Origin of the sequence: Streptomyces sp. NPDC089915 (assembly GCF_040684675.1) — a bacterium.
GTDB lineage: Bacteria > Actinomycetota > Actinomycetes > Streptomycetales > Streptomycetaceae > Streptomyces.
The window spans coordinates 1-15,473 of sequence record NZ_JBFBGN010000038.1 but is presented as its reverse complement, the minus strand read 5'-3'; the positions used below and the strand labels follow the sequence as shown (position 1 = coordinate 15,473).

At 72.3% G+C, this 15,473-nt stretch carries 13 protein-coding genes; 7 read left to right on the top strand and 6 right to left on the bottom strand.

Going from position 1 to position 15,473, the window contains the following annotated elements:
- Window positions 1–25: 25 nt before the first annotated feature.
- The 4 genes from AB0O29_RS14535 to AB0O29_RS14520 form a co-directional block, all read right to left on the bottom strand.
- Complete coding sequence (locus AB0O29_RS14535) at window positions 26–910, bottom strand: hypothetical protein (protein ID WP_365151383.1); 885 nt, start codon at window positions 908–910, stop codon at window positions 26–28.
- Window positions 907–3,075, bottom strand: a complete 2,169-nt coding sequence (locus AB0O29_RS14530) for a hypothetical protein (RefSeq protein ID WP_365151380.1) — start codon at window positions 3,073–3,075, stop codon at window positions 907–909. Before AB0O29_RS14530 ends, AB0O29_RS14535 begins: the two co-directional genes overlap by 4 nt.
- On the bottom strand, window positions 3,072–3,998 hold the full coding sequence (locus AB0O29_RS14525) for a hypothetical protein (RefSeq protein ID WP_365151377.1): 927 nt from the start codon (window positions 3,996–3,998) through the stop codon (window positions 3,072–3,074). Before AB0O29_RS14525 ends, AB0O29_RS14530 begins: the two co-directional genes overlap by 4 nt.
- 152 nt (window positions 3,999–4,150) lie before the next feature.
- Complete coding sequence (locus tag AB0O29_RS14520) at window positions 4,151–4,804, bottom strand: Crp/Fnr family transcriptional regulator (protein ID WP_365151374.1); 654 nt, start codon at window positions 4,802–4,804, stop codon at window positions 4,151–4,153.
- 211 nt (window positions 4,805–5,015) lie between these two features.
- Between AB0O29_RS14520 and AB0O29_RS14515 the strand changes: the two genes are divergently transcribed.
- Genes AB0O29_RS14515 through AB0O29_RS14505 form a run of 3 tightly spaced genes read left to right on the top strand, consistent with a single transcriptional unit; the run spans window position 5,016 to window position 8,562 of the window.
- Entirely contained in the window at window positions 5,016–6,692 is a 1,677-nt protein-coding gene (locus tag AB0O29_RS14515) for an FAD-dependent oxidoreductase (protein WP_365151371.1), read from the top strand.
- On the top strand, window positions 6,689–8,182 hold the full coding sequence (locus AB0O29_RS14510; protein WP_365151368.1) for an ATP-binding protein: 1,494 nt from the start codon (window positions 6,689–6,691) through the stop codon (window positions 8,180–8,182). Before AB0O29_RS14515 ends, AB0O29_RS14510 begins: the two co-directional genes overlap by 4 nt.
- Window positions 8,179–8,562, top strand: coding sequence for a UBP-type zinc finger domain-containing protein (locus AB0O29_RS14505; protein WP_365151365.1), 384 nt, complete (start codon window positions 8,179–8,181; stop codon window positions 8,560–8,562). Before AB0O29_RS14510 ends, AB0O29_RS14505 begins: the two co-directional genes overlap by 4 nt.
- 12 nt (window positions 8,563–8,574) lie before the next feature.
- Here AB0O29_RS14505 and AB0O29_RS14500 read toward each other — a convergent pair whose 3' ends face one another.
- Complete coding sequence (locus tag AB0O29_RS14500; RefSeq protein WP_365151362.1) at window positions 8,575–9,285, bottom strand: hypothetical protein; 711 nt, start codon at window positions 9,283–9,285, stop codon at window positions 8,575–8,577.
- A 417-nt stretch (window positions 9,286–9,702) separates the two neighbouring features.
- Between AB0O29_RS14500 and AB0O29_RS14495 the strand changes: the two genes are divergently transcribed.
- The 3 genes from AB0O29_RS14495 (at window position 9,703) to AB0O29_RS14485 (ending at window position 13,820) form a co-directional block, all read left to right on the top strand.
- Window positions 9,703–11,694, top strand: a complete 1,992-nt coding sequence (locus AB0O29_RS14495) for an ABC transporter ATP-binding protein (RefSeq protein ID WP_365151359.1) — start codon at window positions 9,703–9,705, stop codon at window positions 11,692–11,694.
- Between the two features lie 91 nt (window positions 11,695–11,785).
- Window positions 11,786–13,057 carry a hypothetical protein gene (locus AB0O29_RS14490; RefSeq protein ID WP_365151356.1) on the top strand — a complete coding sequence of 424 codons (1,272 nt, stop codon included), beginning with the start codon at window positions 11,786–11,788 and terminating at the stop codon, window positions 13,055–13,057.
- Entirely contained in the window at window positions 13,041–13,820 is a 780-nt protein-coding gene (locus AB0O29_RS14485) for a hypothetical protein (protein WP_365151353.1), read from the top strand. The genes AB0O29_RS14490 and AB0O29_RS14485 overlap by 17 nt, the downstream gene beginning before the upstream one ends.
- Window positions 13,821–13,843: 23 nt before the next feature.
- Here the strand turns inward: AB0O29_RS14485 and AB0O29_RS14480 are convergent, their stop codons facing one another.
- Window positions 13,844–14,581 (bottom strand): SDR family oxidoreductase, encoded by a 738-nt coding sequence (locus AB0O29_RS14480; RefSeq protein ID WP_365151350.1) that lies wholly within the window; start codon window positions 14,579–14,581, stop codon window positions 13,844–13,846.
- Window positions 14,582–14,754: 173 nt separating this feature from the next.
- On the opposite strand from AB0O29_RS14480, the gene AB0O29_RS14475 reads away from it, so the two are divergent.
- Window positions 14,755–15,342 carry a helix-turn-helix domain-containing protein gene (locus AB0O29_RS14475; protein ID WP_365151347.1) on the top strand — a complete coding sequence of 196 codons (588 nt, stop codon included), beginning with the start codon at window positions 14,755–14,757 and terminating at the stop codon, window positions 15,340–15,342.
- Window positions 15,343–15,473 lie beyond the last annotated feature (131 nt).

The following is a 15,473-nucleotide window of genomic DNA, read 5'->3' as shown; positions in this document are numbered from 1 at the left end:
CGGACAGGTTCTCGTTTTCTCCAGGTCAGACGATCCCACCGGGGACCTGGCGCCCCAGAGCGGAGATTCGGTCACGCAAGAGGTAGGAGATCTCCTTGCGTTCCTGCTCGGTCAGGGTTCCCAGCAGCGAGGCCAATTCCTCTTGCCAGTCCGTACGCGGAGGACTGAGGAGATCCTGGTGGTCGACCGACCAGTCCAGCACCTGACGTACCTGATCGGGGTGCCTGAGCAGCCAGAGCGCGGCCAGCGAGACCGGCCCGGCGTGAAGCGCCTGGAGGCAGAACTCGTACTCGCCGCGGCGGCTCGTCGTCCAGGAGTAGCGCACTCCCGCGTTCTCCGCCTGGCCGAGGAGGAGTTCCTCTCCGAGTTCCCGAAGCCGTACGTCGAACACCCGGTAGCTCAGGCCCGCTTCCTCCACACGTTGGGCGACGCCCAGGTGTTGCATCACCTCCGGCGCACCCAGACCGTTGCCCGCCGTGTCCTGCGCCTCGGCCAAGTAGCGCAGCGCGCGGGTGAGATGGGTGCGCACCGCGTGCCAGCCGTGCATCGTCTTCGTGCGCACCACCCGCACGGGATCGTGCACCCACCACGCGACCCACAGGTCCACCGATTCCGTTCCGTACACCGTCGGAAGACCGACGGCCTGGGCGTCCACGTGCTCGGCCGCATCGACGTGGAAGGTTTCGGCATAGCTGCCGCCCACAACGGGGACGCCCGCCTCGTCGAGCGCCGGAAGGTATCCGCCGGCCTCCTCCGGATCCCCGCGGCGGCCGAGCACGAAGTACCTGCCGGCCTCGTCCTTGAGCACCAAGGAGTGGTCCCGACCGGTCGACCAGCGGTGGCTGAGGATTTCCCGCCAGGGCGACCTGGCCACTCGGAAGTAGAGACGTTCGCTCGGCTCGTCGCTCATGCCGCCTCCCCGGTTTTCCCGCTCCGCCACCTGTTGAGGGCTTGGCGTGCGGATTCACGCCCTGCCCAGTCCTCGGAACCGTGCTCTTCCATCTCCACGAACAGCCGGAATTCGCCGTGCCGCATGGAGCGCGCGAGTTCGGCGAACAAATACTCCACCGCCTGTGCCGCGATTTCGTCCCAGCGCCCCCAATCGGCCCACTGCAAGAGTGCTGTACAGGTCGTGTCGAAGGATCCGGCCGAATTCAACGATCGTCGGATCACCGCCGTGATCAATTGGCCGTGGGCGGATCCCTCTGCCAGCTGTCGCTGGAACCACGTCGGCGCCTGGAACAACTGCCCGAACAGCATGAGCAGCTGCTCGTCTTCGGCCCCTTCCGCATCCAGCCACTCCACCAGCCGGCCGAACACGGTTTCCTCATTGCCCGCTTGGAACAGGCTCTGGATCGCAGCGCGCACCGCGACCTGGACCCGGGCCTGCCCGTCGTCCTCCCGGTCGCCCGGCCGCGCGCCGCGGATGAGGCGGTGGAGCAGCCTCAGCGCGACGTCCGGGCGCGACAGCCCGAACTCCGCGGCGCACGCGTAGGCGACCGTGGTCCTGAGCTGCGGGCTGACGGCCATGCTCCACTGCTGGAGGCGGTAGCGCACCTCCGCGACCAGCACGGGGTCTTCGGCCGCGATACCCAGCGCGTGTGCCGCTATCAGGCGGCTGGTGGTCCGCTCGGACTGTGCGAGAACCCGGACGTGGTGAAGTGCCCGGCGTCCGCCTCCCCAGCTCGTCGCCATTCCCATGACACGTCCGACGGGCCGGGTCAGCTCGTTGTCGTTGTTCACCTCGCTCAGCCATGTGACGAGCAGCTCGGACAGCGATCCGTACTCGCGCCATACGTGCCGCAGCACGACCTCGGCTTGCCGGTGCCTGACGAAGGCGACGGGTTCCACCCGGTACGCGTACGCTCCCTCCGAACGGATCGCACGAGGCTGCCTCGCCGCCCGGACGGCGTGCAAGAGCTCCGACAGGGGGCGCTTGAAGACGAAGTCGGGATTGGGCCGGTCCTCGCCTCGGGCGCCCTGGGAGTCCGTCGCCGGCAGTACGGCCGTCAGCCGCCCCTCGGCCAGCTCCAGCAGTCGGGACGCTTCCTCCCCGACGATGCGGTGGTCGAGTCCCTCGTAAACGCAGGCCGCCAACAGGAAGGCCAGGGCGTCCGGCTCGCTGCGCAGGTCGGCGATGAGCTGCGGGACCTCCTGTTCGGCGCGGTAGCTCAGCCGCGCGCCGAGGTCGCCGAGCGCCTCCGCGTCGCCATCGGCTTCGACGATGGCCGTGACCAGCTCCACCACCTCCGCCGGTACCAGCGCGGGGGCCAGGAGCTCCTCCAGCAGATCACCGTCCAGTGCGGCCAGCAGACGCTCCCGTTCACGCTCCTCCGGTACGACCGCACCGAGGCGGTCGGCGAACACCGACGCCGGAGGTGGCGGCTGGCAGGTCACGGGAGTGACGTGCAGGTCTTGTTCGAGGCGTCGCAGCAGGGCCGAGTCGTCGGGCAGGATGATCACCATGCACGCTCGCGCGCGCTTCAGCAGAGAGCGCACGTGTCCGAGCACAGCGGGCCCGAGCGGCCGGGAGGGGAAGAGCCCGTCCACGAGGTAGCCGCGCGCCGAGGCATCGTTGGGCTGCCACCGGTCGAGTTCTGTGACACTGTCCAGGGCCCGGAGCGCGCCGTCCTCCCCACAGCACTCACGCAGCAGGTTGAGAGCCGCGGTACGCCGGCCGGACCCTGGACTCCCGGCCAGGAAGAGCAGCCCTCCTTCGAGTTCGGCGACGGCGCTGTCGAACCAGGCGGGCTTCGCGAACCCGAAGGCGGCGGCTCGGACTTCGGCGTCCGGAACGGGGCCTTCGTGCACCCTGGTGGCCCGTCGTGCCCGCTGCTCGCCCGAGGTCTTGTTGTGGACGCGTTGGCCACCGTGCACGGAACCCGTATTGACACTGCTGTTCGGGGCGTAGACGAACGGCCCGGCGGACCCTGTCGCCCCGCTGATCGCATGGATGAGCTCGGAGATGTCGTGCTCCGCGTCTGCGGGCAGGGGCACATCCCCGGGGCCGTCCTGAGGTGCCGGGCGCTCGGGGCCGGGCAGCGCGGGCGGGGCCTCCTCGTCGGCGGCGGTCATGACCTCTTCCGGTTCTTGTCGCCGCGGACCTGGTCCCCCTGGAACCCGCGGACCCGGTTGGCCTTGTTGCCTTCAACGTAGTCCCCGGCGATGCGGTGGTTCTCGACGCTCTGGCCGCCGTGCACGGTGCCCGTGTTGATGATGCCGTGGGGAGCCCTGTAGTCCACGCGGGCGGCCTGCGCCCCGTCGGTCTTCGACGAAGGGGCGTTCTCCCGGCCCGTGGCCTCCGCACCGTCGGCGGCCGTCACGGGCTCCTCGTACAACGGCCCGGACGGCTGCGGTACGTAGAGCCAGGCCCGCTGGGCAAACGGCTTGCCGTCCACCGTGGCGGCCACCTCCACGAAGTGGTCGGGGTGCCGCCCCGTGTACCCGCCGGCGACGGCGTCCTCGAAGCAGCGGTCGGAGAGGATGGCCGCCACGTGCGTGACGTTCTCCCTGTGCGACGCGAGCACGGCCTTGACGGGCCGCGAGTCGAGCAGGCGGTGGGTGTCGTTGCGCGCCGTCCCGTTCCCGCCGAACTCGTCGCCGGTGTCCGGGAGCGGGCCGATGTTCAGGCTGACGCGGAGCCTGATGGGCACTGCCCCGTGTGACAGCACATTGAACTCGGTCAGCACCTCCTGGAGGGTGAGCAGCAAGGGGTGGATCACGAACGGCATCAGCGAGGGGTCGAACCCGAGGACGTATCCATCGCCGGTGGAGGCGGGGAACTTGCGCTCGGCCCAGAGCTCCGGCAGTCCCGCCCGGACCAGGGCCGTCTTGAGCAGTTCCGGGACGGCGCGGCTGATCACCTCGTGCTCGATAGCCGGGTGTCCGGTGAAGCCCTTCGCGTCCACCGCCAGGATGCCCTGGTAAGGGGGCAGCGGACGGCTGCGGGCGTACGGGGCGGCGCTCTGCCGTGGCAGTCCGTCGAGGTGCTCGCGCATGGGTCACTCCTCTGCGAAGCCCGCCGTGCCCGTCCGGAGCGGGCAGGGCACGACGGGGGTGGTCGGTGGCGTGCCGTCCGAGCCTCACAGCCGTCGCGGGTCTGGTCTGCTCCCGAGGACCGGACCAGACGTGACGCGGGTCACAGTCGGCGTCACGTCTTCACGGGGGAGCTCAGGGTTGCCTTCAAGGCCGCCACGTCGGTGACCGTGATGCGCCCCTTCCCACCCTGCACTCGGCCTGGTCCGAGCTGTTCCAGAGCCTGGGCCACGGCCTTGCGGCCGACGCCGATGTGCTGCGCCAGTTCCTGACGGGTAAGGGAGAAGGAGACCTCACCCCGGGAGACCTCCACCAGGCGCAGCAGGGCCGCGGTCAGGCGCTCGCGCACGCCTCCGTCGTGGGCGACGGTCTGCTCCACCAGGCGGTTGATAGCCAGCGCGGCCAGAGAGCCCTTCAGCTTGTGATCGTCGACGAAGCGGCGGAAGTCTTCGGCCGGCACTTCTGACACTTTGCACACGCTCATCGTCCACACGTCGGCCAGCCGACCACCCCCATGCTCCACCGCCATCTCACCGAGGATCTCTCCGGGGCCCCGAAAGGCCAGCAGTCGCTCGGCGCCGTCCCGATCCCGGCGGATCACCTTGACTAATCCACTGATCAGCGCGAGCACGAAGGCGCCTTCGGTGCCCTGCTCCAGCAGCCTCCGACCCGGCTGGTACGTCCGGGGATAGCGCGTCAGCCCCGCCCACGCCTCGTTCGACACCAGATCCCGCATGATCCGAACCGGGAAGACACGATCTTCGCTCATGCGATCACGCTAGGGGAGCCGGTGCCTGCGCGAATACGGAATTCAACATTTTCCGCCCGCCGTCCCGCAATGGTCCGAAACGATGCCAAGCGGCGAGAAATCGCCCCAGGCTACGCACGAGCGGTCCCGCGGGAACGCGCCTACGATGGGCGGGAGCCGGCGTGGGCAGGCCCCGGGCGCCGGTCGCCTCGAGTGCGCAGGGCGGAGGAGCATGGCACAGGCCGGCGACGCGGCGCGGACCGTCATCCTCACGGTGGACGACGACCCGGGGGTGTCCCGCGCCATCGCCCGCGACCTGCGGCGGCACTACGGCGGCGGGTACCGGATCGTGCGCGCCGAGTCCGGGGAGTCCGCGCTGGAGGCGCTGCGCGAGCTGAAACTCCGCGGCGACCTGGTCGCCGTGATCCTCGCCGACTACCGGATGCCGCAGATGAACGGCGTCGAGTTCCTGGAGCAGGCCCTCGGCGTGTACCCGGGGGCCCGGCGGGTGCTGCTGACCGCGTACGCCGACACCCACGCGGCCATCGACGCGATCAACGTCGTCGACCTCGACCACTACCTGCTGAAGCCGTGGGACCCGCCGGAGGAGAAGCTCTACCCGGTCCTCGACGACCTGCTCACGGCCTGGCGCTCCAGCGACCACCGGCCGGTGCCGGCCACCAAGGTGGTCGGGCACCGCTGGTCGGCGCCCTCCTCCGAGGTGCGGGAGTTCCTCGCCCGCAACCAGGTGCCGTACCGCTGGTACTCCTCCGACGAGCCCGAGGGCCGGCGGCTGCTGGAGGCGGCCGGGGCGGACGGCCTGCGGCTGCCGCTGGTGGTCACCGCCGACGGGACGGCGCTGGTCGCGCCGGAGGTGCCGGAGCTGGCCGCCCGCGTGGGCCTCGCGACCACCCCGGCGGCCGCGTTCTACGACCTCGTCGTCATCGGCGGGGGCCCGGCCGGGCTGGGCGCGGCGGTGTACGGGGCGTCCGAGGGGCTGCGGACCGTGCTCGTCGAGCGGTCGGCGACCGGCGGACAGGCCGGGCAGAGCTCCCGGATCGAGAACTACCTGGGCTTCCCGGACGGCGTCTCCGGCGCGCAGCTCACCGGGCGCGCCCGGCGCCAGGCCACCCGGTTCGGCGCCGAGATCCTCACGGCCCGCGAGGTGACGGGGCTGGAGGCCAACGGGCCGGCGCGGATCGTCCGGTTCTCCGACGGTTCCTCGGTGGCCGCGCACAGCGTCATCCTGGCGACCGGGGTGTCCTACCGGCAGCTCGGGGCCCCGGGCTGCGAGGACCTGACCGGGCGCGGGGTGTACTACGGCTCCTCCCTCACCGAGGCGGCGTCCTGCGAGGGGCAGGACGTGTACGTCGTGGGCGGCGCCAACTCGGCGGGGCAGGCGGCCGTGTACCTGGCGCGGGGCGCGAAGTCGGTGACCCTGCTGGTGCGCGGGGAGTCCCTGACGGCGTCCATGTCGCACTACCTGATCCAGCAGATCGAGGAGGCCCCGAACATCACGGTGCGGCCCCGGACCGTCGTGGACGCGGCGCACGGCGAGGGGCACCTGGAGCGGCTGGCGCTGCGGGACGCGGTGACGGGCGCCACGGAACTCGTCGACGCCCAGTGGATGTTCGTCTTCATCGGCGCGGCCCCGCTGACCGACTGGCTCGACGGGACGGTGCTGCGCGACGAGCACGGGTTCATCCTGGCCGGGCCGGACCTCACCCCGGACGGGCGGCCGCCGGCCGAATGGGAGCTGGACCGGCCGCCCTACCACCTGGAGACCAACGTGCCCGGCGTGTTCGTGGCGGGCGACGCCCGCGCCCAGTCCGCGAAGCGGGTGGCCTCCGCGGTGGGCGAGGGGGCCATGGCCGTCATGCTCGTCCATAGGTATCTGGAGCAGTCATGAGCGAACGGGAAGTGTCCTGCGACCCCCGGGAGATCGGCTCGCTGTTCCTGTTCGAGAAGCTCTCGCCGGAGCAGCTCGGACGGCTGTGCGCCGAGGGCCGGGTGGAGCGCTTCGAGGCCGGTCCGGTGTACACCGAGGGCGAGCCGGCCACCTGCTTCTTCGTGATGCTGGAGGGCACCGTCGTCATGTACCGGCGGGTCGGCGCCGACGACGTCGAGGTGAGCCGGACCTCCCAGCCCGGGGTGTACGCGGGGGCCATGCAGGCGTACCTGGGCGAGCGGGTCCCGCAGACGTACGTCAACTCGATGCGGGTGACCGGGCCGACGCGGTTCTTCGTCCTGCCCGCGCAGTCGTTCGCGGACATCATGCAGGAGTGGTTCCCGATGGCGGCGCACCTGCTGGAGGGCCTCTTCTTCGGGGCGAAGGACACCCAGCGGGCCATCGGACAGCGCGAACGCCTGCTGGCGCTCGGCTCGTTGTCGGCCGGTCTCACGCACGAGCTCAACAATCCGGCGGCGGCCGCCGTCCGGGCGACGGCGGCGCTGCGCGAACGGGTCGGCAAGATGCGGCACAAGCTGGCCGTCATCGCCCGGGGCCCGTACTCGCGCGAGGCCCTCGCCGAACTCATCGAGATCCAGGAACGCACTGCCGAACGGGTCGCCAAGGCGCCGGCGCTGAGCCCGCTGGAGGCCTCCGACCGGGAGGACGAGCTCGCCGACTGGCTGGAGGACCACGGCATCGCGGAGGGCTGGCGGATCGCGCCGACGTTCGTCCAGGCCGGGCTGGACACCGACTGGCTGGAGCAGGTCGCGGCGACCGTGGCCGAGGACATCCTGCCGGGGGCGGTCGGCTGGCTCAACTACACGGTCGAGACCGAACTGCTGATGGACGAGATCGACGACTCCACCACGCGCATCTCCCACCTGGTGGACGCGGCCAAGCAGTACGCGCAGCTCGACCGGGCGCCGCACCGCGTCGCCGACGTCCACGAACTCCTCGACAGCACGCTGCTGATGCTCTCCGGCAAGATCGGCCGCCGGGTGCGGGTCGTCAAGGAGTACGACCGCACCCTGCCCGAGGTGCCGGCCTACCCGGCGGAGCTCAACCAGGTGTGGACGAACCTCATCGACAACGCGGTGTCCGCCATCGGGAGCGCCGGCGGCGACGGGACGCTGACGGTCCGCACGGCGCGCGAGGGCGACCGGCTGCTGGTGGAGTTCCGCGACACCGGGCCGGGCGTGCCGGAGGAGATCCGCGACCGCATCTTCGACCCCTTCTTCACCACCAAGCCGGTCGGCGAGGGCACCGGCCTGGGGCTGGACATCTCCTGGCGGATCGTGGTCAACAAGCACCACGGCAGCCTCCAGGTCGAATCCGTCCCCGGCGACACCCGCTTCCGGGTCCTGCTGCCGCTGACCGCCCCCGAAGAACAGCCCGGCACCGAGACCGGAGCCGGCACCGGATCCGAGAGCGCGGAGGAGCCCGCATGACCGAGTCCAACGAGAGCGACGAGACCACCGCGGGCGTCGAGGGCGTCGACCCGGGCGTCCCGCCCAGCGGGACCGGCTGCGGGGACTGCGACGCGGTCGGCGGCTGGTGGTTCCACCTGCGGCGCTGCGCCCTGTGCGGGCACGTCGGCTGCTGCGACTCCTCCCCGGCCCAGCACGCGACCGCCCACTGGAAGGCCACCGGCCACCCGCTGGTGCGGAGCTTCGAACCGGGCGAGGCCTGGTTCTGGGACTACGCCGCCGACGCCCTCTACGAGTCCGGCCCCGCCCTCGCCCCACCCGAAGCCCACCCCGCCACCCAGCCGGCCCCCGGCCCCGCCGCCCGCGTCCCCGCCGACTGGCCCAGCCACCTCCACCGCTAGGGCCTGTCGGCCCTAGGCCGTCTCCCGCGCCAGCGGCCCGGCCCACGACTCCGGCGCCGGGCCGAAGGCCCGGCGGCCGGCCTTGACGGAGAGGGCGCCGAGGGCGGCGTTGGCGCCGCCGCCGATGACGGCGCCGATCCCGAACGGTGCCACCCGGCCGAGGACGATGATCCCCTGCTTGGTGCCGTACTTCGTGACGAAGTTCCTCCCCAGGACCTTGTTGATCTGCCGCAGCGTCTCGACGGGCACCTTGGCGACGACCTGCCGCCCCCAGTGCTGCCCCGTCCGCTCCGCGACCCTGGTGATGGTGGCGGAGCCGCTCCCGCCCAGCATGATGCCCATCACGATCGTCCGGCGGCGCTCCAGCTCGTCGACGGCGACCCCGTGGACCTCGGCGAGCGAGAGCGCGAAGAGGGCGCTCAGCTCCAGGGACGACAGGGCCTCACCCGCCGACAGCGCCAGCGCGACCCCCGTGCCGACTCCGGGCGCGGCGGCGGCCCCGCCGACCGCCGCGCCCGTCCCCGTCAGGGCGCTGACGTACATCCGCTCCAGGCCGCGTATCGCCTGGGCCGGTGTCGCGTCCGGGTTCCGCTGGCGGGCCCGGGCGATGTTCCTGCGCACCAGCGGGCTCTGGAGGTCGATCGCCTTGTCCAGGAGGTCGAGGATCCGCTGCCCGCGTACGGGGTCTTCCTCATCCGGTCCGCCGGGGGCGCCTGTTGCCATTCCTGAACTCCTCGGGTCGTGAACGTCCGGCCGAGTCTCCCATTCCAACGGCCGCGCGGTATGGCCGATTTCCCGAAACCTCGGCGGCGGCGGCCCGGCCGCAACCCCCCGGGCGGGTGACCTCGACCTGTTCGAGCGAGTTTCAACGCCGTCGGGCCAGCGGCCGCAGGGGGCGCGGGAGTCGGGGGAACATCCGTTCAACGATGGCCGCCGCGTTCCCCGTTACGGGTTCCCTCCGGTGCCGTTCTTGGAGCACCAGTGCCAGTCGTGCGCCCGTCCGGAGGATGCCGTGGAACCCGTACCCGACCGCTCTGTGACCCCCCGCGTATTCGAACGCCACCGTACGCCGGCCGCCGGGCCGCCCCCGCGCGCCGGCCGGGTTGACGCCCTGCGGGAGCCCGCCCGCGGGAGGGCCTCGTGAGGTGGGGGCGCGGGGCCGGGGAGGCCGCCGCGGGGGTGTCGGAGTCGGAGCGGCTGCTGTTCGGCGGCCCCCTGGCGTACGACATCGGATGGGACCAGCACGAGGGGGCCTGGCTGGGGCTCGGGCTGTGGCGGATGGCCCGGGACCTGCCCGCGATGGTGGGCACCGCGTTACGCCTGGCCCGCCGGGCCGACGCGCCCGCCCTGCGGACGGTCCTGGGCGCGGAGCTGGGCCGGGGCCTGGTCCAGGCGGCCGGGCTGGTCGCGGTGAACGCGGTCCTCGGCCACCTCATGGCCGCCGGCCCGACCACGGCCCGGCTCACCGGGTCGGCGCCCGCGCTGCTCCTCGTCGCGGTGTCCGGGGTCCTCGGCTCGCTGCTGAGGTCGGCCTCGACGGCGGCGACGGGCGCCCTGGAGCCGAAGGTGCAGCGGCTGGCCACCGAGCAGTTCCTGGCCCTGGGCCACCGGGTGGAGCTGACGGCGATCGAGGACGACGAGTTCCACCGGCTGCTGGACGCGGCCCGCTACGGGGCCGACTCGGCCCGCCGGATGATCCGCTACTGCACCAACGTGCTCAACTCGGCGGTCTCGCTGGTCGCCGCGGCGGGCGTGCTGACCGTGCTGCATCCGGTGCTGCTGCCCCTGCTGGTGCTGATGACGCTGCCCAGTGCCTGGGGGGCGCTGGTCATCAGCCGCCAGCGGTACGTCTCCTTCCACTCCTTCCTCCAGCACGCCCGGGCCGGGCACCTGCTGGGCCAGCTGCTGACCGAGCAGCAGGCCGCGGCCGAGGTCCGCGTGCACGACGTCGGCCCGTTCCTGCTCACCCATTTCCGCGGCATGGCCGAGACCAACGAGCGCGAGCAGACCCGGCTGGCCCGGCGGGCCGCCCGGACCGGTCTGATCGCCGACGCGGCGGGCGGGCTCGCGGCCCTGGCGACGTACGGGTCGCTGGGGCTGCTGCTGTGGGCCGGCCGGATGGACCTCGCGGTCGCCGGTACGGCCGTCCTCGCGATCCGTACCGGTGCCTCCAGCCTGGACAGCCTGGTCCTCCAGGTCACCGAGCTGTACCAGGAGAGCCTGTTCGTCGCCGACTTCACCCGGCTCTGCACGGAGGCGGAGGCCCGCACCATCCCCGAGGGCGGGGCCGCCCTGCCCGAGCGGGTGCGCGAAGTACGGTTCGAGAAGGTGACGTTCACCTACCCCGCCGGTGCGGGGGAAGCCCCCGAACCCGCGCTGCGGGAGGTGTCCCTCTCCTTCCCCATGGGGAAGATCGTGGCCCTCGTCGGGGAGAACGGCTCCGGAAAGTCCACCCTGGTCAAGCTGTTGTCGGGGCTCTACCTGCCGGACGAGGGGGGCGGGACGATCCGGTGGGACGGGGTCGACGCCCGTACCGCCGACCGGAGCCAGATCTTCGGACGGGTCGCGCTGATGTCGCAGAACTTCTACAACTGGCCCTTCACGGCCCGGGTGAACGTCGGCATCGGCCGCCCCGGCGAGGAGATCCGCGACGACGCGGTGGAGGCCGCGGCCGCCTTCTCCGGCGCCGACGAGGTGCTGGCCGGGCTCCCGCGCGGGCTGAGGACCCTGCTGGGCCGGGGCTACCGCGGCGGGCACCAGATCTCGGGCGGCCAGTGGCAGCGCGTCGGCATCGCCCGCGCGCACTACCGCGACGCGGCGATCCTGATCGTCGACGAACCGACCAGCGCCCTGGACCCGCTGGCGGAGCAGCGGGTCTTCGACCGGATCCGCGAGCGGGCGACCACCGGCCAGACGGTCGTGCTGATCACCCACCGCCTGCACGCGGTCCGGCACGCCGACCTGATCCACGTGCTCAAGGAGGGCCGCCTGGCCGAATCCGGAACCTTCGAGGAGCTGATGGACGAGCGCACGGGTACGGGCGACTTCCGCGCTTCCTACCTCGTCCAGGCCAACGCCTTCAGCGCCTCGCTGCCCTCGCCCCGCCCCCCGGACGCACGGCAGCACTCCTAGGAGGCGATCCTGTGGAGTGGGCACCCCGCACACCGCGTGCGGGGTGCCCGCACAGTAGGTTTGACCGACCGTCGGACCACGAAGGGCCATCATGGACGACACCTCCCCGCACCCGGGTCGGACACCCGGCGCCGCCCCTCCGGCGGAAGCCCGCATCGAGGACGCGGACCACCTGCTCGTCGCACCCGCCCCGTTGCACGGCGAGGACGCTGTGAGGGGGTTCTTCGGCCGCGTCGTCACGCCGGAGGAGCTCGCCTCCGGCACGTCCGGCCTCACGGGCAGGACCGTCTACCTGTACGGCGACGTGTCCGGGGTCGACGGCGGGCGACTGCGCTCGGCGGAGCGCGTGTTCGTGGTGCGGGAGCCGTCCGGCGGCCACCGGGACGGCCCGGGCGAGCCGTGGACCCCCGTCGGCGCGGGCCGCGTCCCCCGGCGTGCGTACGGGGCCGGGGTGTACTACCCCCGCTTCTTCGCCCCCGACGACGGCCACTTCGGGCGGATCCGCGCGGAGCACGCGTTCCAGTCCCTGACGGAGTCCACCAAGCCCGGCACGGCCCACCGCAGCGGCATCTACCTGACGCCCGTCACCCGGGACGGCGACGCCCTGCACTTCCGCCTGCTGCGGTGCTCCACGAACCTCTCGGGGCCGACCGAGGACTTCGGCCCGACCGACACGGGCATCGTCGAGGCCCTCAACCGCGAGGCAGCCGCGGTCTTCCGGGATCACGCACCGCTCAACCACGTCCTCGCCCAGACGTACCCCAACACCGCCGCGACGGCCTCGCGCAAGCAGTCCAAGGCCAGGATCTCCTCCCATGCCGACAAGACCAAGGACATGCCGGCCAACGGCATCATGGCCTTCTGCACCTTCTACGACGGCCTCGACGGGCTGCGGCCCCTGGACGGTGACCCCTTCGACCTCGGCGTGCGGGGGACGAGCGGGCTGACCCGGCTCCGGTTCCGCCTCAAGGAGCCGATCGCGGCGGGCGACGGGGGCGGGCTCCCGCCGATGTTCACCCTGACCCTCCATCCCGGCTCCGTGTTCCTCATGCCCCTGTCCACCAACCGCCTGTACACGCACGAGATCCTGCCCTCGGCGCTCGACGCCGGGCTGCTGCCGACCCGCCTGGGGTACGTGGTGCGCTGCTCCGGCACCGAAGCCGTCCACCGGGACGGCCGGACGTACCTCAGAACGGGCCCGGGGCCGGCGGACCTGGTGGAGCTGGAGGCGCCCACCCCGGAGGGCATGGACGAACTGCGCGGGCTCTACGCCGAGGAGAACAGGAGCTCGTCCTTCATCGACTACGGCGGCCGGTTCCGTTTCAGCATGAACACGGGGGACTACGTTGCGCCCCGGGCCTAGCATCGCCGACGAGATCATCACGTGTGAGCTGCCGGCCGGGGAGGAACTCTTCGCGGAACTGTCCGCGTCGGCCCTCCTGGAAGCCGTGGGCAAGGGGCGGCGGGGTGCCGTGCTCGCCAGGACCGATGGGGCGGACGGGGCGGACGGGGTGCCCCTGGTACGCACCACCACGCGGTACACCGGCCCGACTCAGCGCTTCCGGCCGGTGCACGAGCGGCTGGCTCGGCGGGTGCGGGAGCACGCGGGGCTCCCCGTCGGGTTCGACAACGCCCTCATCGAGACCTACACGAACGCCTACCGCACCATGGGCGCCCACTGCGACCAGGCCCTCGACCTGGCGGAGGACTCGTTCATCGCCGTCTTCTCCTGCTACCGCGACCCCGAGGCGGGCCCGCCGCGGAAGCTGGTCTTCGAGCGGAAGGGGTCCGATGCCGAGAGGCTGGAGATCCCCCTCACCCACCACGGCGTCGTCGCGTTCTCCGTCGCCTCGAACCGGCGTCTCAGACACCGGATCGTCCTCGACGCGCCCGCGCGGGCGGCGGACAACGAATGGCTGGGCGTGACGTTCCGGACCTCCCGCACCCACCTCCGCTTCCGCGACGGCCGGGCGTACCTCCCCGAGGGAGCACCGCTGACGGCGGCCGACGACGAGCAGCGGCGCGAGTTCTACGGCCTGCGACGCCGCGAGAACGACGAGACGGACTTCGTCTACCCGCCACTGACGTACACCGTCAGCGAGAGCGACCTGCTACCGCCGGTCTGACCCCGCCCCGTGGTGGAGGGGGCTCAGGACTGGGCGGTGGGGCGGATGGTGATCTCGCCGACGTCCACGCCCGGGGGCTGTTCGATGGCGTACGCGATGGCCGAGGCGACGGCCGAGGGGGGCATGGCGATCTCGTCGCGCATGCGGGTCATCGCGGTCGCGGTCTCGGGGGAGGCGCCCTTGCCGACGCCCTCGGTGTGGGTGAAGCCCGGTGAGACGAGGGTGACGCGCAGGTCGGGGCCCGCCTCCTGGCGCAGGCCCTCGGTGAGTACCTTCACCGCCGTCTTGGTGGCCGCGTAGACCGTCTGCGGGGACTTGACCACGTGGGCGGCGGTGGAGCCGACGTTGACGAACTGGCCGGAGCGCTGGCGGCGGAAGACGGGCAGGGCCGCCGCGATGCCGTTGAGCAGGCCGGTGATGTGGGTGGAGACCATCGCGTCCCAGTCGTCCTGGCGGAGGTCGTCGAAGGGGGAGACGGCCATCGTGCCCGCGTTGGAGACGAGGACGTCGAGCCGGCCGTGGCGGTCGACGGCCGTGTCCGTCAGGAGCCGGAGGTCCTCCCGGCGGGTGACGTCGACGACGACCCCGGTGGCGGCGGCGCCGCGGGCGGTGACGGCGTCGACGACCGCGTCCAGCCGGTCCCGCCGGCGGGCGCCGAGGACGAGGCGGGCGCCCCGCTCGGCGAGGTGGAGCGCGGTCGCCTCGCCGATGCCGCTGCTGGCGCCGGTGATCGCGACGACCTTGCCCTGGATGCCTGACATGATCCACCCGTTTTCGCTGGAGGGGACTGGAGGGGAGGGGATGTGCGCAGGCCGGAGCCGCGGCCTACAGTACGGACGTGAAATAAGCGGGGGCGTCCCCGCTTAGGTGGAGAGCGTAAGTGGGGGCGCCCCCGTTTCGCAACGGGGGGCGTCCGCACGGCACATGAGAGGGGATGCGGGACTTGACCGCCGACGGAGCACACCGACCGCTGCGGGCCGACGCACGGCGCAACCGGGAGAGGATCCTCGTCGCCGCCGCGCGCCTGTTCGCGGAGCAGGGCCTGGACGCCGGAATGGAGCGGATCGCGGCGGAGGCGGGCGTGGGGAGCGCCACCCTGTACCGCAACTTCCCCTCCCGGGAGGCCCTCGTCGAGGCGGTCTACCGCAACGAGCTGGCCCGGCTGTGCGACGCGGCCCCCGCCCTGCTGGAGCAGGGTCCGCCCGACGAGGCCCTGCGCGCGTGGACCCGGCTGTTCCTGGACTACGTCACCGCCAAGTACGGGATGATCGACGCCCTGCGCGCCATCGCCGCGACGGGCGCCGACCCCTACGGCGGCAGCCGCGAACGGGTCCGGGCCGCCATCGCCTCGCTGATGGACGCCTGCACGGCCGCCGGGACCATCCGCACCGACATCGGGCCCGCCGACCTGGCCGCCGCCCTGGAGGGCATCGCCCTCACCTCGGCGGGCGCCGAGCACAGGCGGCAGGCGGAGCGCCTGCTCGACCTCACCCTGGACGGCCTCACCGTCCGCCGCGGCTGACGCCGCCGGGCCGGGCACGGGGCCACCCTGCCCGAATCCGCGGGCCCGCGATCCGTCTCGGCGTACTTCTCCTTGAAGACGTCGGGGACGTAGTCGAACATGAACCGCTTGCCCTCGGAGTTGCGCAGCAC